17 protein-coding genes are annotated in these 18,256 nt (G+C 59.6%); 3 read left to right on the top strand and 14 right to left on the bottom strand.

Translation table 11 applies throughout. The features are described 5' to 3' along the window. Nucleotides 1-5: 5 nt before the first annotated feature. Complete coding sequence (locus ACNSPV_RS09540; RefSeq protein WP_348583595.1) at nucleotides 6-1,100, bottom strand: hypothetical protein; 1,095 nt, start codon at nucleotides 1,098-1,100, stop codon at nucleotides 6-8. Nucleotides 1,101-1,172: 72 nt separating this feature from the next. Here ACNSPV_RS09540 and ACNSPV_RS09535 point away from each other — a divergent pair, with 72 nt between their 5' ends. Next, nucleotides 1,173-1,457: a YabP/YqfC family sporulation protein gene (locus ACNSPV_RS09535; protein WP_348583596.1), complete on the top strand. Its 285-nt coding sequence runs from the start codon at nucleotides 1,173-1,175 to the stop codon at nucleotides 1,455-1,457. A gap of 11 nt (nucleotides 1,458-1,468) precedes the next feature. Further along, complete coding sequence (locus tag ACNSPV_RS09530) at nucleotides 1,469-2,611, top strand: sporulation protein YqfD (protein WP_348583597.1); 1,143 nt, start codon at nucleotides 1,469-1,471, stop codon at nucleotides 2,609-2,611. 52 nt (nucleotides 2,612-2,663) lie between these two features. Here ACNSPV_RS09530 and hslO read toward each other — a convergent pair whose 3' ends face one another. The 12 genes from hslO to ACNSPV_RS09470 form a co-directional block, all read right to left on the bottom strand. Further along, nucleotides 2,664-3,557 carry an Hsp33 family molecular chaperone HslO gene (gene hslO, locus ACNSPV_RS09525; protein ID WP_348583598.1) on the bottom strand — a complete coding sequence of 298 codons (894 nt, stop codon included), beginning with the start codon at nucleotides 3,555-3,557 and terminating at the stop codon, nucleotides 2,664-2,666. A gap of 3 nt (nucleotides 3,558-3,560) precedes the next feature. After that, complete coding sequence (locus ACNSPV_RS09520) at nucleotides 3,561-4,310, bottom strand: class I SAM-dependent methyltransferase (RefSeq protein ID WP_339394769.1); 750 nt, start codon at nucleotides 4,308-4,310, stop codon at nucleotides 3,561-3,563. A 3-nt stretch (nucleotides 4,311-4,313) separates the two neighbouring features. Further along, entirely contained in the window at nucleotides 4,314-4,916 is a 603-nt protein-coding gene (yihA, locus tag ACNSPV_RS09515; protein WP_348583599.1) for a ribosome biogenesis GTP-binding protein YihA/YsxC, read from the bottom strand. Nucleotides 4,917-5,093: 177 nt separating this feature from the next. Then, nucleotides 5,094-7,553, bottom strand: a complete 2,460-nt coding sequence (gene lon, locus ACNSPV_RS09510) for an endopeptidase La (RefSeq protein ID WP_348583600.1) — start codon at nucleotides 7,551-7,553, stop codon at nucleotides 5,094-5,096. Nucleotides 7,554-7,691: 138 nt separating this feature from the next. After that, nucleotides 7,692-8,237: a Gx transporter family protein gene (locus ACNSPV_RS09505; RefSeq protein ID WP_348583601.1), complete on the bottom strand. Its 546-nt coding sequence runs from the start codon at nucleotides 8,235-8,237 to the stop codon at nucleotides 7,692-7,694. A 13-nt stretch (nucleotides 8,238-8,250) separates the two neighbouring features. Continuing rightward, entirely contained in the window at nucleotides 8,251-10,143 is a 1,893-nt protein-coding gene (locus ACNSPV_RS09500; protein WP_348583602.1) for an ABC-F family ATP-binding cassette domain-containing protein, read from the bottom strand. A gap of 34 nt (nucleotides 10,144-10,177) precedes the next feature. Then, nucleotides 10,178-10,918 carry a YjjG family noncanonical pyrimidine nucleotidase gene (locus ACNSPV_RS09495; protein ID WP_339394764.1) on the bottom strand — a complete coding sequence of 247 codons (741 nt, stop codon included), beginning with the start codon at nucleotides 10,916-10,918 and terminating at the stop codon, nucleotides 10,178-10,180. Nucleotides 10,919-11,064: 146 nt separating this feature from the next. Further along, a complete protein-coding gene (locus ACNSPV_RS09490; protein WP_348583603.1) occupies nucleotides 11,065-11,286 on the bottom strand; it encodes a hypothetical protein in 222 nt (73 codons plus the stop codon). 55 nt (nucleotides 11,287-11,341) lie between these two features. Continuing rightward, on the bottom strand, nucleotides 11,342-13,198 hold the full coding sequence (locus ACNSPV_RS09485) for an SGNH/GDSL hydrolase family protein (RefSeq protein WP_348583604.1): 1,857 nt from the start codon (nucleotides 13,196-13,198) through the stop codon (nucleotides 11,342-11,344). Between the two features lie 121 nt (nucleotides 13,199-13,319). Beyond that, nucleotides 13,320-13,964: an HAD-IA family hydrolase gene (locus tag ACNSPV_RS09480; RefSeq protein ID WP_348583605.1), complete on the bottom strand. Its 645-nt coding sequence runs from the start codon at nucleotides 13,962-13,964 to the stop codon at nucleotides 13,320-13,322. 152 nt (nucleotides 13,965-14,116) lie between these two features. After that, entirely contained in the window at nucleotides 14,117-14,440 is a 324-nt protein-coding gene (locus tag ACNSPV_RS09475) for a hypothetical protein (RefSeq protein WP_005940334.1), read from the bottom strand. Nucleotides 14,441-14,514: 74 nt separating this feature from the next. After that, complete coding sequence (locus tag ACNSPV_RS09470) at nucleotides 14,515-14,832, bottom strand: YerC/YecD family TrpR-related protein (RefSeq protein ID WP_249238594.1); 318 nt, start codon at nucleotides 14,830-14,832, stop codon at nucleotides 14,515-14,517. A gap of 681 nt (nucleotides 14,833-15,513) precedes the next feature. On the opposite strand from ACNSPV_RS09470, the gene ACNSPV_RS09465 reads away from it, so the two are divergent. Next, entirely contained in the window at nucleotides 15,514-17,241 is a 1,728-nt protein-coding gene (locus tag ACNSPV_RS09465) for a carbon starvation protein A (RefSeq protein ID WP_348583606.1), read from the top strand. Nucleotides 17,242-17,549: 308 nt separating this feature from the next. Here ACNSPV_RS09465 and ACNSPV_RS09460 read toward each other — a convergent pair whose 3' ends face one another. After that, nucleotides 17,550-18,242 (bottom strand): alpha/beta hydrolase, encoded by a 693-nt coding sequence (locus ACNSPV_RS09460; RefSeq protein WP_348583607.1) that lies wholly within the window; start codon nucleotides 18,240-18,242, stop codon nucleotides 17,550-17,552. Nucleotides 18,243-18,256 lie beyond the last annotated feature (14 nt).

The following is an 18,256-nucleotide window of genomic DNA, read 5'->3' as shown; positions in this document are numbered from 1 at the left end:
AAACATCAACGTGCAGCGGTCTTTTTGTGTTGGTCATGGAGCGCCCCGCACTGTCCGCTGCACCTCTTCTGCAGCTCTGCCACGGTAATGCAGCACACGGCAAAGGCCAGCAGGGCGCAGTCCAGCGGCACGCGGTGCATGACCGCCACCCGCCCGGACAGGGTGCTGAACGCCTGCACAGCCTGCTCTGTCCCCGGCATCACCAGCCAGAACAGTGCCAGTGACAGGGGCAGATGCAGCACCCGCGCGGCCAGCAATGGCCCCAGTGACACCTCCGGCGGGCAGATGGTACGCACCTGCAAAAGCACCGAAGCTCCCTGCATGCTGAGGGCCGCACAGCAAAGGGTGCTGGCCCACAGTCCGGTGTGGGATGCGCAGTCACAGCCGGAGCAAACCTCCAGCAGCATCGCGGGCAGCACCGACCACGGTTTTGGCAGCAAAGCCTCCGCTCCCGCCGCCAGCAGCCGGAAATACAGCACAAAACCGCACAGTTTCAGGTACGTGACCGCTGCCTGCGCCACCACGGCATCCAGAGTGGGCAGCGGGATATCCTCTGCCTTTGCGGGCAGGCACTGCCCGGCACCGCCCTGCATCCGGCAGAGCACCGCCGCCGTAAGATATCCCGCCAGCAGCTGGGCCGCAAACAACCGCACCCCCAGCGCCCGGCTGCCCAGCATCTGCTCCCCTACCGTGAGAATGACAAAGGACGGCCCGCTGCACACACAGGCGGGCAGCAGCGCCGATGCCTGCCGGGGCGTCAGCTGATCGGTGCGCACCGCCTGTGCCGCTGCGGCCGCTGCCGGTGCAAACCCGCCCAGAAAGCCTATGAGCAGCACACTGCCTGCGGCCTTTGCCCGCACCCCAATGACCCGGGCTGCCGGCTGGAACGCAAAGCCCAGCAGCGGCCCGGCCCCGCAGCCCATGAGCAGCGCCGAAACGATGAGAAACGGAAACAGCGATACCAGCAGCCGCCCGCCGCAGAGCACAAGGCCTGCATGCAGGGCATCCGCGCAGCGCTGCGGTGCTGCAAACACCAAAACTGCCGTGAACATTGCCAGCGACAGCAGCATTCCCTGCCGGAATTTGTGGGTTCGATTCATAAGCAAGCCCTCCGCATCCATATATATGTAGCAGCGCGCCGCGGGCAGAACTGCGGGATGGGAGGGAGTGGCATGTGGGCCAAGCACAAAACGCAGCCGCCGCACCGCTGGCTTGCAGCACTGTTCCGTCAGCCACCCAAGGGGTTTTACCGCACACCCGCCGTCTACCTGAGCGGCGGACAGATGGAGATCGAGCATTTCCGGTGCATCCTGACCTACAGCCCGGACTGCCTTTGCCTGCAGATGCCCCATGGCCGTTTCACCGTTCACGGCGATGAGCTGAAGATCATCACCCTCACCGCCACCCGCCTGACCCTGCGGGGCCACTTTCTGCGGACGGACTTCGCAAATGAATAGGAGGTGCCTCCATGGAACCGGTAAGGCTTTGGGCCGCAGTGGAGTTCACTGCACGCAGCGGCAGCACCGAGGCCCTGCTCACCGCTGCCGCCCGGGCCGGGCTGCATCTCTATGGCGTGACGGCACTGCCCGGGGGCTTCTGCGGCCACTGTGCCGCCCGGCAGTATCCGCGCCTTGCTGCTCTGGCCCGCAGATACCGGGTACGGCTGCGGGTGCGCAAAAAGCAGGGGCTGTACTTCCGGGTGCGCCCGTTGCTGCGCCGGGCCGGGCTCTGGGCCGGGCTGGCGGTGTTCCTGCCGCTTTTGCTCTGGACGCAGCAGTTCGTCTGGTTTTCTGACGTCTCCACCCTCACCGCCGGACAGGCTGCGCGGGCGTCTGCCGTTCTGCGAGAGGCGGGCCTGCAGCCCGGCTCTGCCGTGACCGAAGCAAAGCTCGCCGCCGGGGAATACGCCCTGCTGCACAGTGGTGAGTTCTCATGGGCCAGCCTGAATTTTGCCAAAGGACGGCTGGAAGTGGAAGCCGCCGCCGCAAAGCCCAAGCCCGACATTGCCGCCGGAACGCTGCACGGCATCCGGGCCCGATGCAGCGGCACTGTGGTGCGCACGAACCTTGTCAGCGGCACCATGCTGGTGGTGCCCGGGCAGCAGGTGGAAGCCGGACAGGGCCTCATTGGCACGGCGCGCAGTGAGCGCGACGGTACGCTGATCTTTGCCCCCGCCGCCGGGACGGTGCTTGCCCAGTTTGAATGGAACGACACCTGCACCGTGCCGCTGGAAGAGAATGTCTTTCAGTACACCGGAGGCTGTACCCGCAGCATAGAGCTTTTGGTGTTCGGGCAGGCATTTGCCCTGCCTGCCGCGGCTGCGCCGGAAAACGCCGTTCTCACCACCCGGCATTATCAGCCGGAACTGCCTTTGCTGGGCCTTGTGCTCCCCTGCTCCATCCGGGAGACCTGCCGGTACGGGCAGCAGCCGGAAACGCTCTGCCGCACCGGGGAGCAGGCGGCGGCACTGGCCCGGCTGCAGAGCCTGCAGGCTTTGTACGCCGCATGGCCGGATGCGGAGCGCATTGCCCGCAAAGAGGACTGCACTGTGAACGACGGCAGGCTGAATTACACCGTGACGTATACGATCATTGCGGATATCTGCGGGTGAGATGCAAAAAGGGCCTTCCCATTTCCGGGAAAGCCCTTTTGCATTTTGCGTCTTATTTGTTTTCCGCTGCCTGCGCGTCATACTCCGCGAGCAGGTCGTTCAGGTCGTACTGGTACTTGCTGTGACAGAAGTGGCATACCACCTCACAGTTCGGGTCCTCGTCACGCATTTTCACCAGCTCCTTGCGGCCAAGGCTGAACAGCATTTCCTTCGTACGTTCCGCACTGCAGTCGCACTGGTAGTGCACATCGCGCTCGTCCAGCACGTTGGGTTCAAAACCCGCCAGCGCCAGCTGCATCATATCCTCGGGGGTCTTGCCCTCGTGCAGCATGGTGGTGACGGAAGGCATGGCTGCAATATTTTTTTCCAGCTGATCGATCTCTGCATCGGTGGCACCGGGCAGCAGCTGCACCATAAAGCCGCCTGCACACAGGATGGACAGGTCCTTGTCCACCAGCACGCCCAGTGCCATGACGGTGGGCACCTGCTCGCTGTAGGCGTAGTAGGCGGTCAGATCCTCGGCGATCTCGCCGGAGACCAGCGGTACCTGACCCACGGTAGGCTCCTTTTGCAGGCTGTTATCCCGGATGACGGTGAGCACACCGTCTTTGCCCACAGCGCCGCCCACATCCAGATGGCCGTTCGGCTTTGCAGGCAGCTCCACCAGCGGGTTATCGATGCAGCCTTTCACGTTGCCGGTACCGTCGGTGCAGGCAATGACCACGCCGGCGGGGCCGCCGCCGGACACACGCAGGGTGATCTTATCGCGGTCGTCCTTGAGCATGGAGCCCATCAGGGCTGCGCCGGTGAGCAGGCGGCCCAGTGCCGCGCTGCAGGTGGCGCTGGTGGTGTGCAGCTTTTCGGCCTTGCGGACGATCTGAGTGGAGTCCACGCCGCAGAACACGACGCCGCCGTTCTCCGACAGGCCGCGGATCAGATTTGCCATAGGTTATTCCTCCAATTGTGTATACTGCTTGACTGCGCAGAAGAAATAGCGCTGGCTGTCCTCGGTCAGCGGGCCGAAGGTCTCGCCGTCGCAGACGCTTTCCAGCGCAAAGCCGTGCTTTTCCAGCGCGGTGCGGATGGTGTCAAGGTCGTAGGTGTACTCGTAGAACTGCTCGTGGAAGTGCTCGCCGGTCTCGTGGTAGTCGATGTCCACGGTGATCTCCACACGGCGGTTCACGGCATCGTAGTGGTTGCGCCACACGCAGGCGGCATCCTCTTCCTCAAAGGTAAATTCGTTGTCGCCCAGCACGTTCCGGTGCTTGTAGGGCGTGTTCATATCAAAGAGGAACACGCCGCCTTTTTCCATAAAGAAGCCTGCGTTGGCAATGGCCGTGTCCAGATCCGGGATGTGGTTGAAGGTGTCAAAGGTTGACACTGCGCCCCGGATGGTGCCGTACAGATCCAGCTTGAGCAGATCCTGCCGCAAAAGCAGCAGCCTGCCGGAAAGGCCCAGCTGTTCGGCCTTGTCCCGCACAACGCAGAGCATTTCCTCTGACTGGTCAATGCCGATCATGTCATAGCCCGCCTGCGTGAGCATCAGGGTCAGCTCACCGGTGCCGCAGCCAAGGTCGGCAAGGATGCCGTCCTGGATGCCATGGGCTTGCAGTTCGGCACGGATGTGCGCATACAGCGCGTCATAATCGGCCTCGCCGTTGAATTCATCGTAGAAATAGGCAAATTCGTTGTAGGCCATGGTTTACTCCGCTTCCTGTTCCCCGGCAGCAACCGCGGCATTGAGCACCGCCTGCAGCTCCGGGATGCCGTAGCCGTTCTCGCCGCTGGTCAGCACCACCTTCTGGCAGCCATAGGGGCGGCAGAGGTTTTCAAAGTCCTCCTGCGTCTTGGCCAGCTGGCTCTTTTTGAGCTTATCAGCCTTGGTCAGGGCCACCACGTAGGGGATCTGGTGATAGTGCAGGTAGCGCAGCATCTGCTCATCGTCAGCGCTGGGCGCATGGCGGCAGTCCAGCAGCTGCACCAGCAGGGTGTGGTGGCGCGGGGCCTCGAAGTAGCTGTTGATCAGGTCGTCCCAGCGCTCACGGTCAGCGTTGCTCACCTTGGCGTAGCCATAGCCGGGCAGGTCCACAAAATAGCAGTCGTCCACCGAATAGAAATTGATGGTGGCCGTTTTGCCCGGCGTGCTGGACACGCGGGCGAGGTTTTTGCGGCTGCACAGCTTATTGATCAGGCTGGATTTTCCCACATTGGACCGCCCTGAAAAGCTCAGTTCCGGGCGGTCGCTCTCGGGCAGCTGGCTGGAAATGCCGTAGCTGGCAATGAAATCAGCTTTGTTGTAATTCATGGAGCTTTCCTTTCTTTGATAAATGCCATCTATCCCAACTCCTTCAGTCATCGCTTACGCGATGCCAGCTCCCTCAGTGAGGGAGCCTCTGGCGAAGAGGGAAAGCTTTCCGGTATGCCAAAGCCTCCCTCCTTGAGGGAGGGGGACCGCGTCAGCGGTGGAAGGAGTGCTTTCCCCTCAGCACACCGCGCCGGGCTGGGGCTTTTCTGCGGTGGGCGGCACAATGGCGGCGTCTGCCGCCTTTTTCTTTGCATGGGTGCGGCTGGGAGCCTTGGCCTTCTTTGCGTTCTGGGGCTTGAGCAGAGCTGCGTTCAGCACCTGCGTCAGGCTCTGCATGGGCAGGAAGGTAAGGCTCTTCTTCACCTCGTCGTCCACCTCATACAGGTCGGGCTCGTTGTCCTTGGGAATGAGCACGGTCTTCATGCCCTCGCGGTAGGCCGCCATGCTCTTTTCCCGCAGGCCGCCGATGGGCAGCACATTGCCGTGCAGGGTGATCTCGCCGGTCATGGCAACATCGCCGCGCACCGGGATGCCGGACAGGCAGGATACCAGCGCCGTGGTCAGGGTGACGCCTGCACTGGGGCCATCCTTGGGCACTGCGCCCTCGGGGGCATGGATATGCAGATCACATTTCTTGAGCTTTTCCGGGTCGATGCCATACTCGTCGGCATGCACCCGCACCCATGTGATGGCCAGCTGGGCGCTCTCCTTCATCACGTCGCCCAGCGAACCGGTGACGGTAACCTTGCCGCTGCCCTCCGGAATGACCTGCACCTCAATGGGCAGGGTCTCGCCGCCCACGCTGGTCCATGCCAGACCGTTGGCAACGCCCACCATATTGGTACGGTTGAGGAAATCGGGCTTGACGAAGCGGGGGCCCAGCAGCTCTTCCAGCATGGTGCCGGTGACAGACACGCTCTCCACCTCACCGGAGGCGATCTTACGGGCGCACTTGCGCAGTACACTGGTGATGGTGCGTTCCAGATTGCGCACACCGGCCTCGCGGGTGTAGCCGTCGATGATGCCGTAGAGCGCGCTCTGGCTCAGAGTGACCTTGCCGGTCAGGCCGCAGGCCTTGAGCTGCTTGGGCAGCAGATGCTTGCGGGCAATGTTATATTTCTCCACACGGGTATAGCTGGGCAGTTCGATGACGTCCATGCGGTCACGCAGCGGGCCGGGGATGCTGCCCAGATCGTTGGCCGTGGTGATGAAGAATACATGGCTCAGATCAAACGGGATATCGATGAAATGGTCGTTGAAGGTACTGTTCTGCTCCGGGTCCAGCGCTTCCAGCAGGGCTGCGGCCGGGTCTCCCCGGAAGTCACCTGCCAGCTTGTCGATCTCGTCCAGCAGCATCAGGGGGTTCGCGCTCTTGGCGGTGATCATGGCATTGATGATCTTGCCGGGCATGGCACCAATGTAGGTGCGGCGGTGGCCGCGGATCTCAGCTTCATCCCGCACGCCGCCCAGACTGATGCGCACATACTTGCGGCCAAGGCTTTCAGCGATGGAGCGTGCAATACTGGTTTTGCCGACGCCCGGAGGGCCCACCAGACAGATGATCTGGGCTTTGACGTCCGGTGCCAGCTTGCGCACGGCCAGCGTTTCCAGAATGCGGTCCTTCACCTTTTTCAGGCCATAGTGGTCACGGTCCAAAATCTGCTGCGCACGGCCGATATCAAGGTCATCCACCGTGAAAGTGTTCCACGGCAGATCCAGACAGGTGTCCAGATAGGTGCGGATGACCGTTGCCTCCTGATTGGAGCCCTGCATCTTGGAAAGACGGTCTACCTCCTTGAGCAGCTTTTTCTCGCTGTCCTCCGCAAGGTGCAGTTCCGTGATCCTGCGGCGGTACTCGTCCGCCTCAGCGTGGGTGTCGTCGCCCTCGCCCAGTTCATCGCTGATGATGTGCAGCTGTTCGTGCAGGTAATAATCGCGCTGGTTCTTGTCCATGGAGTCGTTGACCTTTTCCGCGATCTCCTTTTCAATTTTCATCACCTGACACTCGCGGCGCAGCATCTCGACCAGCTTTTTCAGCCGCCCGTTCAGGGTGCCCTCATCCATGACAGCCTGCTTGTCCTCGTAGCGGAACAGCAGGTTCGCGGGCATATACTCGCTGAGGAAGGCAGGGTCATCGCTGGAAACGATGGCAAACACCACGTCCTTGCCAAGGCGCGGGTTCATGCCGAGATACTCGTCAAACCCGGTCTTGAGGGCGCGCAGCAGCGCTTCGGTCTCCACGGCTTCCTCGGGCTTGCCGGGGCGCACCGGGGCCGGGCGCACTTCCGACAGCAGAAAATCACCGCTGGCATCCAGCTCCGTGAGCTTTGCGCGGTACTTACCCTCCACCAGAACCTTTACAAGGTCCTCGGAGACCCGCAGCACCTGCTTCACCTCGGCCACCACGCCGTAGGTGAACAGGTCGGCCTGAGCGGGGTCCGTGGTATCCATGGACTTCTGCGCCACCAGAAAAACATTGGAATTATTTGCCATTGCCCACTCCACGGCGGCAATGCTTTTTTCGCGGCCCACCTCAAAGTGGACAAGATTGTTGGGGAACACCACCAGACCCCGCAGGGCGATGGTGGGCAGGTGCAGCGTTTTGCGCTCCACCTTGATGGTAACTTTTTCACTCATTGTGCAAACACCTCCCGGCTGCCGCGTACTTTCCCACGGCGGCAGCGCCGTATGCAAGAGTTCCTATCTATAAAGTATGTTGTTTCCTTATTATACTGATTTCCGGCCAAAATGCAACCATGCCGGGCCGGGCGTTGGTTATTCGCCGCGCTTTTCCTGCGTGGAAAAACCCATTTTGCCCAGAGCAGGCAGCAGGGCCCTGAGGGTGATGGAGGTCAGTGCGCCCATCACAAGGCCCAGCACCAGCATGACCGGCGCATAGTAGAAGGACAGCGAGGACGAAATGATCACACCTGCACCCAGCAGCTGGCCGATGTTGTGGGCCAGTGCGCCGCATACGGACAGGATGAACCATGTGGGCCGCACCGGCAGCAGATAGTAGAGCACCCACATCACCAGCAGGGACAAAAGGCCGCCACACAGCGAGAGGAAGCCCGCCGTGAAGCCGGACACCAGAAACACGAACAGCGCCTTGAGCACATCCAGCACCAGTGCCTGCTTTGGCCCCATGAAAAACAGCGCGTACATCACTACGATGTTGGCAAGGCCCAGCTTCATGCCCGGCAGCAGGCCCGGGATGGTGAGTGTGCCCTCAATAAAGGACAGCGCCATGGCCAGCGCAAACAGCAGACCGGAAAGCGCAATGTGCCGTGTTTTTTCATAGCTGCGTCGATTCCCTGGCATTCTGTCCCCTCCTTTATTCTTCGGTCTGGCTCTGCTCGTAGCTTTCCTGCTCTTCCATGGCAGCTTCCCATGCGGCAAACAGCTCCTCCTGATGGAAGCGCAGATCGCTCAGCTCGTCGCTCTTCTGGCGCAGCAGGTCGGGGTCGTTGTACACCTCGGGGGAATTGATCTCGTTGTCCAGTTCCACCTCGCGGGCACCGCAGGCCTCCATCTCATCCTCACAGGCTTTGATCTTGGCCCGCAGCTCGGCGCGGCGGCGGCGCTGTTCCTTGCCATACCCGGTCTTGGCGGACTCGGCGGCCTTCTGCACGGCAGGGGCCGGGGCGTTGCGGCCCATCAGGGCGTCGTAGCTGGGGTAGATGGTGGCCTTGCCGTCCTCAAGGTAAAGGATGGGACAGGCCAGACTGTTCATCAGATGGCGGTCATGGGTGACCAGCAGCAGCGTGCCGGTGTAGGCCATGAGGGCCTCGGTGAGATTTTCGCGGGTGTAAATGTCCAGATGGTTGGTGGGCTCGTCCAGAAACAGCAGATTGGGCCGTTCCAGCACGATCTCCGCAAAGCGCAGGCGTGCCAGCTCGCCGCCGGAAAGCGCCTCGCAGGGCTTGAACACCGTCTCCCCCCGGAAGCCCAGCTTTGCCAGATGGTTGCGCACTTCCAGCTCAGTCATGCGGGGGTACTTGTTCCAGATCACATCGATGACCCGGCCCTGACCCAGACGGTTCTGCTGCTGGGCAAAAATGCTGGGCCGTGCACCGGTGCCCAGCCGCACCATACCGCCGGAGGGACGGCGCTTGCCGTCCAGCACCTGCATCAGGGTGGATTTGCCTGCGCCGTTGGGACCTGCGATCACCAGTCTCTGGCCGCGGCACACCGTGTAGGTGAAGGGCTCCAGCAGGGTGCGCTCCCCGATCCGGATGGTCAGGTTCTTGAGCAGCACCAGCTCATTCCACGGTTCTACGTCATATTCAAACCGGAACTTGAGCTGATTGGTCTCGTCCTTGGGGGCTTCGGTGATCTCCAGCTTTTCCAGCTGCTTGCGGCGGCTCTGGGCCATTTTGGTGGTGGAGGCGCGCACAAGGTTGCGGTCCACGTAGTCCTGCAGCTTTTCGGCCAGCGCCACGTCCGCATCGTGCTGCTTCTGGCGCAGGGCATCGGCAGCTTCCTTCTGGGGCAGGTAGGTCGAGAAGTTGCCCTTGTAGGCGGTCATGGTCTGGAACGAGACTTCCCAGATCTTTGTACACACGTTATCCAGAAAATAGCGGTCATGGCTGACCACCAGCACCGCGCCGGAATAGCCCTTGAGGTAGTTTTCCAGCCATTCCATAGTGGCAAAGTCCAAGTGGTTAGTGGGCTCGTCCAGAATGAGCACATCCGGCTTTTTCAAAAGCAGCTTGGCCAGCCGCAGTCTCGTCAGCTCGCCGCCGGAGAGCACCGCAATGTTCTTCTGCCATGTATCCTGCGGAAAGCCCATGCCGGACAGCACCTTTTTGATGTTCACATCCATGTTGTAGCCGTCGGCGGCATCCACGATGTTCTGCAGCTGGTCATGCTGGGCCAGCAGGGATGCGTCCTCCGGGTTTGCAGCCATCCGGCGTTCCAGCACCTGCATCTGAGCCATGGCGTCCAGCACCGGCGCAAAGGTGGAGCGCATTTCGCCGTAGATATCCAGCGTGGCATCCAGCTTTGCGTTCTGTTCCAGATAGCCCAGCGTCACGCCGTGGGTCACGCTGAATTCCCCGTCGTAGTCCTGATATTCGCCGGTAAGGATCTTGAGCAGGGTGGTCTTGCCCGCGCCGTTCTGGCCCACGATGCCAATGCGGTCCTCCCGCTCGACGCTGGCGGTCACATCATGCAGGACGATCTTTTCGCCAAAGCTTTTGCCTAGTTTTTCCAAATGTATCAGCATAGTTTTATGATCCGTTCTCTATCCATTTGTTGGCTCAGCACTGGTGGCGGCGGTTTTTCAGGCCCACATTGGCCAGCTCTTCCTGCTCCATCACCAGAGGATACAGCTCCTTCAGGTCTGCGATCTCGTAGGTAGGCACCACCTTGCCGGGATTCTCAGCGTGATTGGGATTATACCAGCAGGTGTCCAGACCTGCATTCGCGCCGCCCTGAATGTCGCTGCTCAGGCCGTCGCCCACCATCAGCACATGCTCCCGGTTCTCCACGCCAAGGGCGCGCAGGGCTGCGTCAAAGATCTTCCGGTTGGGCTTTTCGGCGTCCATCTTCTCGGAAACGAATACATCCTCCATAAAGTTCAGGATGCCGCTTTCTGCCAGACGGCGGGTCTGCACCTTCTGGAAGCCGTTGGTCACAACGGCCAGCGTTGCCACCTCGGAGAGCTCCCGCAGCACGTCCAGCACTTCCGGCCCCATCAGATCCGGGTGGGTGGAGAGCTGCTCCAGATAGAAGCGGTTCATTTCCACGCCGTCACCGGCAGCATCAACGGCCTTGAGGAAGCGAGTGAACCGCTCTGCCATAAGCTTTTCCCGCTTGATCTGCCCCTTTTCCAGCTGACGCCACAGCTCCTCGTTGATGGTGCGGTAGGTCTGCACGGTCTCAGCGTCCGGCTCAATGCCGTAGTTCACCAGCGTTTCGGCCAGTGCCTTGCTTTCTGCTGCGTCAAAATTCAGCAGCGTGTTGTCTGCATCGAACAGGATGCAATAGTATTTTGCCATAAATCTTCCCTCTTTTCCTTCTGCCATGGCCTCAAATGCCATGCGCTCAACAACAGGGAGAAGCCAGCCCTGCCCCCGCAGAGCTGGCTTCCGGAAGCTGCTTTCATCGTCAGGCGCTCTGCACTGACTGCAAAAACAGCTTCATATTATTCTGAGATCATTTCGTACATCTGTGCATCGGTTTGCTCCGGGTCGTTATCCGGGCAGGTGGTTTTTGCATCGCAGGGAGTGGCGGCGCACTTTGCCATTTCCTCTTCCAGCGCGCCGTTGTCCACATTTTCCCAATCGGTGCCGTAATCGTCCACACTGCCGTCGGTCACGTTCTCTTCGCCCGGCAGAGCCGGGGTGCGGGGCTCCTCGTAGTACATCAAAACGCCTCCCTTCCTGCCAGCCTATGCGGCACGGCAGGCCGGGGTGACAGCCTCAGGACGCAGAGTCCGTGGGTGCTGCCTGCTCGTTGGTAGTTTCCTTGCTGGCATTTGCTTCCGAAGGCTCTGTGTGAGAACCGCTTTCCGTCGCAGAACTGCTATGGGAGGACGAGGTGCTCTCACCGGAAGAAACGCTGCTGCCCGTACTATGAGAAGAGCCGGAAGAGGTGTTGCTGCTCGTACTGTGGGAGGAGCTGGACTCACCGTTGGAGCTGGACGTGCTTGCCGAGGGAGCCGTGCTCTCGCTGCTGGAAGTGCTGTGCGAGGTGCTGTCGGAAGCGGATGTAGCTCCGGAGGAAGCTCCGGACGAAGCAGCGGAAGAGCTGCCAGAACTGCTGGTGCTGCCGCTGGAAGAGCTGGACGTGCTGCCGGAAGAGCTGGCAGAGCCAGCGCTCACGCCGCTGACCGTCACGTTCAGGGTGTTGCTGGCAATGGTGCAGCCGTTGTAGCTTGCCACTGCATAGACCTTGAAGGTCGCATTGAGCATGGAAGGATCGATCTCCACCTTCACAGTGGTCTTGCCCGCAGCCTGCGGCACTTCCGCACCGTTGGCGTACCAGCGGATGCTGTCGGCAGTAAGATGCTTACCGCCCAGCTTTGCGGTAAAGGTGTAGTAATCGCCCAAAACCGCCTTGCCGGTGCTGCTGATGCTGATGGATGCCTGTGCAAACATGGCGGTCACATCCACATTCTGCTTGAAATTGGTATCTGTGCGGGTCTTCTGGGTGACGCCGTCGCTCCAGCGGACGAACACATGACCCTCCTGCGGCACGGCAGTCACGCTGACAGACTGAGCTGTGCTGGTCACATCGTAGGTCAGTGCCGTCTTGCCGCTGTCGCTGCCGCTGGACAGGGTGCCGCCGCCGTTCTTATCCACACGATAGGCGGCCTGATACAGCACGCTCTGCCCTTCGGAAGAGCTTGCAGCCTCCGAGCTGCTGGGTGCTGCCACCGCAGAACTGGGATTTGCCGTGTATTCCGCGCGTTTAGGAATGTTGGCGGTATCCGGGCGGCGGTCGTCGGTCTGGTAAGCATGGGTGCGCAGGTAGCTCAGCAATGCCTTGAGGCCGGCGGGCTTCAGGTGGATGTCCCCGCTCTGATAATAGTCCTCACGGCCATAGCCGTTGGCATCCTTCAGCACCTCGGCCGTATTGAGGAACTTCAGGCCCATCTGCTCACACATGGACAGCAGCGCCATATTGAAGTCGTCGATCTTGGTCTGATCCATATTGGGATAGTTAGAGTGGTTTGCAGGCACCGGCGGCACCGTGTTCACGATGATATCGGTATAGGGGTAGCTTTCCTGAATGGCCTGCACCAGCGCGGTGTAATTATTGATGAACTCCTCCACCGCCATGCCGTTGTCGTTGGTGCCAAGCATGATGACCACGCGGCGGGGCTTCATTTTGGCCACTGCCTGCGCGATGGTGTAGCTGTTGTTGTCCTTTTTAAAGGTGACGATGCCCTCGGTCAGGGCCGCGTGGGTGCCAATGCCCTCCTTGGCGCAGAACTGCTGCAGGCTGACAAGGCCGTTTGCATACAGGCGCACCGTGTTGGAATCACCGATGAACAGGGTCTCTTTCTGATAGTCCTCGCCCGCATCGGCGGTCTCCGGCAGCAGGGCGCTGGAGGTCTCGTTGATCTGATAGTGATCCGAGATATCCTCTTCACCCGGCACCAGCACCTCGCTGGAGGGCTGCTCCACTGGGGCGGAGGGGTTCTTGCCGCGCTTGAGCAGGGTCAGCGTAATGCCGATGGTCAAAACAGCGGCCAGCGCGCACACCGCGCACACCAGCACCGCCTGCTTCTGCATGGGGGTAAGTGATTGCTTTTCCGGTTGTGTTTTTTTCATATCTCTCACCATTCACCTGAAAACCGTTTTTCCGGAGCATCGTACCGTTTACGCGGTTCCTTCTGCTCCCGGAGCGGCTTCTTATTTTCCGGCGTAAACACTGGGTCTATGCGTTTCCACTTCAGTCCAGGATCTGCGCTGCAAGGTCGGCACAGCTTTCTGCCAGCAGCACGGGGTGGAAGGGGGCCAGCTCCTCCCTGCTGCCGTAACCGTACAGCGCACCGGCGGCGTCCAGACCGCAGTCTGCCGCGCCGCGCATATCGTCGTTGCGGTCGCCCACCATCAGCACCCGCTTGCCCTGCATCATGGGCTGGGCAAGCACATGGCGCACCACATCGGTCTTGGTATCGCGGCTCTCGTCCATGGACGCGCCGCCGATAAAATCAAAAAAGTCTGCAAGGCCCTTTTCTTTCAGGATCGGCGTAACGACCTGCGTGGGCTTGGAGGTAGCCGTGCACAGGATCAGGCCCGCAGCCTTCAGGTGCTGCAGCATCTCTGCTGCGCCCGGATAGGCGGCACACTCGTGGCTGCCCTTGACGGCGTAGCTGTCACGGTAAAGGTTCGTGGCCTTCTCAATGAGGGCCGGGTCCGTGAAATGTTCGCCAAAGCTTTTGCGCAGCGGCGGCCCGAGATAGCGGCGCAGGTTGACGTGCGTGGTGTCCACGCCCATCTTATCAAAGACTTCTTTTAATGTATTTATAATACCCGGGGCAGAATCGATCAGGGTTCCGTCCACATCGAACAGGATCGCATCGTAATTCAGCAATGTTCAACTTTCCTCACTTTCATGGTGATACATCCTATAGTATAGCACAGAATCCCGTTATCAGCAATTCCAACAAATGGTTTTTACAAAAATTATGCATTCAAGCAGAGAAAAGGCCCGCCCGGCATCCGGACAGGCCTTTCAGCATCTTCTTACTTCGCTGCGGCATCCGCAGGCGGATAGTACAGGTTGTTGGAGACGAACTCCAGCTTATCCTTGAGCACCAGTTCCAGATTTGCCACGGCGTGCACCATGTTGGTGGCCGAATCGTTTACTTCCAGCAGTTTGCACAGGTCCAGACCGTCCAGTTTCATGGCGGCGTCCATCTTCCGGCTTTCGGCGCAGAGGATGTGGCTCAGGGCATTTTCCTGCAGCGCGATGCTCTCTACCAGATCAACGACCGCCTGCTCCAGCGTCACCTTGGGCAGGCAGGGGCAGGGGCAGCGGGTGGTATCGATACAGTTTTCAGCAGACATGATAAAACCTTCCTTTCGTTCATCAGGTCAGGGGCGGTGTACGCCCCATTCTATGTCTGCCGGGTGTGCCGGTGTTACTCCTGCTTTTGGGGATTCTGGGTGCCGCGCACCTTTTCAATGGTCGCGCGGTAGCCGCCGGAGCCGTACTGGATGCAGCGGTTGATGCGGCTGATGGTAGCCGTGCTGATCTCCACCGCCTTCACGATCTGGTCGTAGGTACTGCCGTCCAGCAGCATTTTGGCCGCTTCCAGCCGCTGCGCCATATCGGAGATCTCCTTTACCGTGCACAGATCCTCAAAAAAATTGTAGCATTCTTCCCGTGTTCTCAGGCTGAGGATCGCATCAAACAGTGCATCGGTGGTCTGGTTTCTTCTGGAATTTTTTTCTGCCATAAATGTTCTCCTTGCCGCTGCAGCGGACTGTCCGGTTTTGGGGCGTTCCCTATCTTAAATGTTTCGGAAATGTTCAGATTCTTTCTTGCATCACCACTTTAGCACATCAAAGTGTGAAAGTCAAGCCCTGAGCGTGAACTCTTTTCATTCGTGGAGGTGTATAGTTTTTTTCGTTTCACGCATGAACAAAAATCACCTAAAAATTTTTGCAGAACGCTTTTCTGAATTAGTGCATCCTCCGAACTTGTGCCAAAGATATTGACAATTTGTGAATTCCGCACTAAAATACGGACAATCATTCGGCAAATGCGATGAACAGGACATGATTCTTTGCAGCACCCTCTCCCAGAGAGCCGCCCATCTGATGCAAAGGCGGTAGTCAGGAGCAAAGCGTTCTCCCCTGCGAGCAGCCTGTGTGAACCGGACGCCGACCCCGTCCGCAGTAATGTATGGCCGTTTTGCCCACGTTACGGGGCTGCGTATGTATGTACGCTGGGAGTGGCTGCCTGTGCAGCAAACGAAGTGGTACCGCGGAGTATTCCATACACGATGTGCAGTGTATGTGAAGGCCTTCGTCTTCGATGGTTCGTCCCAAATGGAACGAACCCGGGAGGACGGGGCCTTTTTTACACCCTGCCGTTGACATTTGCCGGATGCCAAGAAAGGAAAGAGGTAAAAACAATGAATACGCTGGTCATCGTATTGATCGCAGCCGTGTGTCTGTTTGGCGCTTATATGCTTTACGGCCGCTGGCTGGCTAACAAGTGGGGCATCGACCCCTCTGCCAAGACCCCGGCAGTTGTCCATGAGGACGGCCGGGACTATGTTCCCACCGACGGCTGGACCGTGTTTGCACACCAGTTCAGCTCCATTGCCGGTGCAGGCCCTGTCACCGGTGCGATCCAGGCCGCTGCTTTCGGCTGGCTGCCGGTGCTGCTGTGGGTGCTGCTGGGCGGCATCTTCTTCGGTGCCGTCACCGACTTCGGTGCTCTGTACGCTTCCGTTAAGAATGACGGCAAGAGCATGGGCATGCTGATCGAAAAGTACATCGGCAAGACCGGCCGCAAGCTGTTCCTGCTGTTCTGCTGGCTGTTCTGCGGCATTGTGATTGCCGCCTTTGCCGACATGGTTGCCGGCACCTTCAATGCCTACGGTGCTGACGGTGCTCTGGTGGAGGCTGCCCAGACCAACGGTGCTGCCGGCATGGTCTCCATCATGTTCATGGTGTTCGCCGTGGTCTTTGGCCTGCTGCAGAAGAACCTGCACTTCACCGGCTGGAAAGAGAATGTGATCAGCATCGTATTCATCGTGCTGTCCTTCGTGGTGGGTGCAAACTTCCCCATCATTCTGGGTAAGGCTGCATGGAGCTACATCACCTTTGTGTACATCTTCTTTGCCGCTGTCCTGCCCATGTGGCTGCTGAAGCAGCCCCGTGACCACATGACCACCTTTATGTTTGTGGCCATGATCGTGGGCGCTGTTCTGGGCCTGATCGTCAACCATCCCGTCATGAACCTGCCGGTGTTCACCGGCTTTACCAACGCCAAGCTGGGCACCATGTTCCCCATCCTGTTCGTTACGGTTGCCTGCGGCGCTGTTTCCGGTTTCCACAGTCTGGTGTCTTCCGGCACCTCCTCCAAGACCGTTACCAATGAGAAGGATATGCTGAAGGTCGGCTACGGTGCCATGGTGCTGGAAAGCCTGCTGGCTGTCATCGCTCTGTGTGTTGCCGGTGCTTCTGCTGCTGCAGACGGCACCCCCGCAGACGGCACTCCGTTCCAGGTCTTCAGCCGTGGCGTTGCCAGCTTCTTCGTGGGCTTCGGCCTGAACCAGCACTTTGCCTCTGTGTTTATGACCATGTGCGTTTCCGCACTGGCTCTGACCAGTCTGGATGCTGTGGCCCGTATCGGCCGCATGAGCTTCCAGGAGCTGTTCAGCGTGGATGACATGGAGCATGCTGAGGGCTGGCGCAAGCTGCTGTGCAACGTGTACTTCTCCACCTTCCTGACTCTGGCTTTCGGCTTCCTGCTGACCAAGATCGGCTACGCCAACATCTGGCCCCTGTTCGGTTCTGCAAACCAGCTGCTGAGCGCTCTGGTTCTGGCCACTCTGTGCGTGTTCCTGAAGGTCACCGGCCGCAGCAACAAGATGATCTTCCCTCCGCTGGTCATCATGCTGTGCGTCACCTTCACCGCTCTGGTGCAGCGCCTGATCGCTATGGTCAAGGCCATCAGCAATGCCGCTGCTGTCACCATCCCCGCTGGCGAGACCACTTGGGGTGCTGTGTTCATTGCAAACGGCCTGCAGCTGATCCTGGCCGTGCTGCTGATCGTTCTGGGCCTGAACATCGTGTTCCACTCCTTCAAGGCCTATAAAAACGCTGAGCATAACAGCGAGGCAAAGGTCTGATCTCTCAGGTTTGAGCATCGCTTAACAGAATAGGCAAAATGCCGCTGACGGAATAAAAGCCGTCGGCGGCATTTTTATTTTATATGATTCGTGTTCGTGGCGTCCTGCGGGCCGCTCCAAACACTTTTTCACCAGAAAAGCCCCATCGAAACAGTGCATTTTGACAGTAAATGCCATGGATCATCGCGGCCCCTCTTGTGAAAAGCGAAGCCCGGAGAATCCGCAGATTCTCCGGGCTTCTTTCATAACAAATAATTTTTCCGCTAAAAATAGCCATAGCGCACGCGGCGGCTATTCTAAATCAAAAATCAAACGTTCGTTTCTTCCCACGTTTGAAGGACCGCCATCTGCACCGGGGTGTGGAACCAGTGCTCCCCGCCCTCCATGATCGTCAGATGCGCTCCGCTTTCCTGACGGAAGCGCTCGATCATGGTGCGGCTGGTCAGGGCATCCTGATCTCCGTAGAGCACCTGCGTGCGGCCATGCCAGTTCAGCGGATGTTCCCGCACCCAGCACAGATACGGCCATGAGAGGGTCTCACCAAGATCCGTGGGGATCTCCCCTGTCCGCCGCAGCTGTTCCTCGGTCACATGGGCATATTGCATCATATTCGTGATGAGAGCTTCCATATCCACCACCGGAGAGACCAGCAGGGTCTTTTCCGGGGCGTCGGCCTGCAGTGCCTGCATGGCAAGCCACGCGCCGATGCTCACGCCATACAGCCGGATACGCGCCCACACCGGCTTCATGCGGGCATAGACAGCCTGCAGTTCCGGGATCACCACCCATGGCAGTAGCCGCTCCGGGCTGTTTTTCCGTGCGCCATGCTCGGGCAGGTCGATAGCCAGCACCTGCCAGCCTGCTTCACAGGCTGTAGCAGCAAAACGTTCTGCCTCTTCCTTGCAGCCGTTCTTACCATGGAGATAGAGATAGACCTTGCGGCTCCGTTCGCCGTACAGGACGGCAGGGACACCCGCAAGAGTCACAGTTTGTCTTTTCATAAGGGATTCTCCTT

It is taken from the genome of Faecalibacterium sp. 3, assembly GCF_048323735.1.
GTDB lineage: Bacteria > Bacillota > Clostridia > Oscillospirales > Ruminococcaceae > Faecalibacterium > Faecalibacterium wellingii.
Note: the sequence above shows the minus strand (reverse complement) of the source record. Positions and strands in the feature narration are given on the sequence as shown.

What these genes read in the sequence shown, in the direction of transcription:
- ACNSPV_RS09475 (WP_005940334.1), bottom strand. Translation starts at nt 14,440, where the DNA reads ATGTCTGCTGAAAACTGTATCGATACCACCCGCTGCCCCTGCCCCTGC.
- ACNSPV_RS09465 (WP_348583606.1), top strand. Translation starts at nt 15,514, where the DNA reads ATGAATACGCTGGTCATCGTATTGATCGCAGCCGTGTGTCTGTTTGGC.
- ACNSPV_RS09460 (WP_348583607.1), bottom strand. Translation starts at nt 18,242, where the DNA reads ATGAAAAGACAAACTGTGACTCTTGCGGGTGTCCCTGCCGTCCTGTAC.
- ACNSPV_RS09535 (WP_348583596.1), top strand. Translation starts at nt 1,173, where the DNA reads ATGTGGGCCAAGCACAAAACGCAGCCGCCGCACCGCTGGCTTGCAGCA.
- lon (WP_348583600.1), bottom strand. Translation starts at nt 7,553, where the DNA reads ATGAGTGAAAAAGTTACCATCAAGGTGGAGCGCAAAACGCTGCACCTG.
- yihA (WP_348583599.1), bottom strand. Translation starts at nt 4,916, where the DNA reads ATGAATTACAACAAAGCTGATTTCATTGCCAGCTACGGCATTTCCAGC.
- ACNSPV_RS09500 (WP_348583602.1), bottom strand. Translation starts at nt 10,143, where the DNA reads ATGCTGATACATTTGGAAAAACTAGGCAAAAGCTTTGGCGAAAAGATC.
- ACNSPV_RS09470 (WP_249238594.1), bottom strand. Translation starts at nt 14,832, where the DNA reads ATGGCAGAAAAAAATTCCAGAAGAAACCAGACCACCGATGCACTGTTT.
- ACNSPV_RS09520 (WP_339394769.1), bottom strand. Translation starts at nt 4,310, where the DNA reads ATGGCCTACAACGAATTTGCCTATTTCTACGATGAATTCAACGGCGAG.
- ACNSPV_RS09505 (WP_348583601.1), bottom strand. Translation starts at nt 8,237, where the DNA reads ATGCCAGGGAATCGACGCAGCTATGAAAAAACACGGCACATTGCGCTT.
- ACNSPV_RS09530 (WP_348583597.1), top strand. Translation starts at nt 1,469, where the DNA reads ATGGAACCGGTAAGGCTTTGGGCCGCAGTGGAGTTCACTGCACGCAGC.
- ACNSPV_RS09495 (WP_339394764.1), bottom strand. Translation starts at nt 10,918, where the DNA reads ATGGCAAAATACTATTGCATCCTGTTCGATGCAGACAACACGCTGCTG.
- ACNSPV_RS09540 (WP_348583595.1), bottom strand. Translation starts at nt 1,100, where the DNA reads ATGAATCGAACCCACAAATTCCGGCAGGGAATGCTGCTGTCGCTGGCA.
- hslO (WP_348583598.1), bottom strand. Translation starts at nt 3,557, where the DNA reads ATGGCAAATCTGATCCGCGGCCTGTCGGAGAACGGCGGCGTCGTGTTC.
- ACNSPV_RS09490 (WP_348583603.1), bottom strand. Translation starts at nt 11,286, where the DNA reads ATGTACTACGAGGAGCCCCGCACCCCGGCTCTGCCGGGCGAAGAGAAC.
- ACNSPV_RS09485 (WP_348583604.1), bottom strand. Translation starts at nt 13,198, where the DNA reads ATGAAAAAAACACAACCGGAAAAGCAATCACTTACCCCCATGCAGAAG.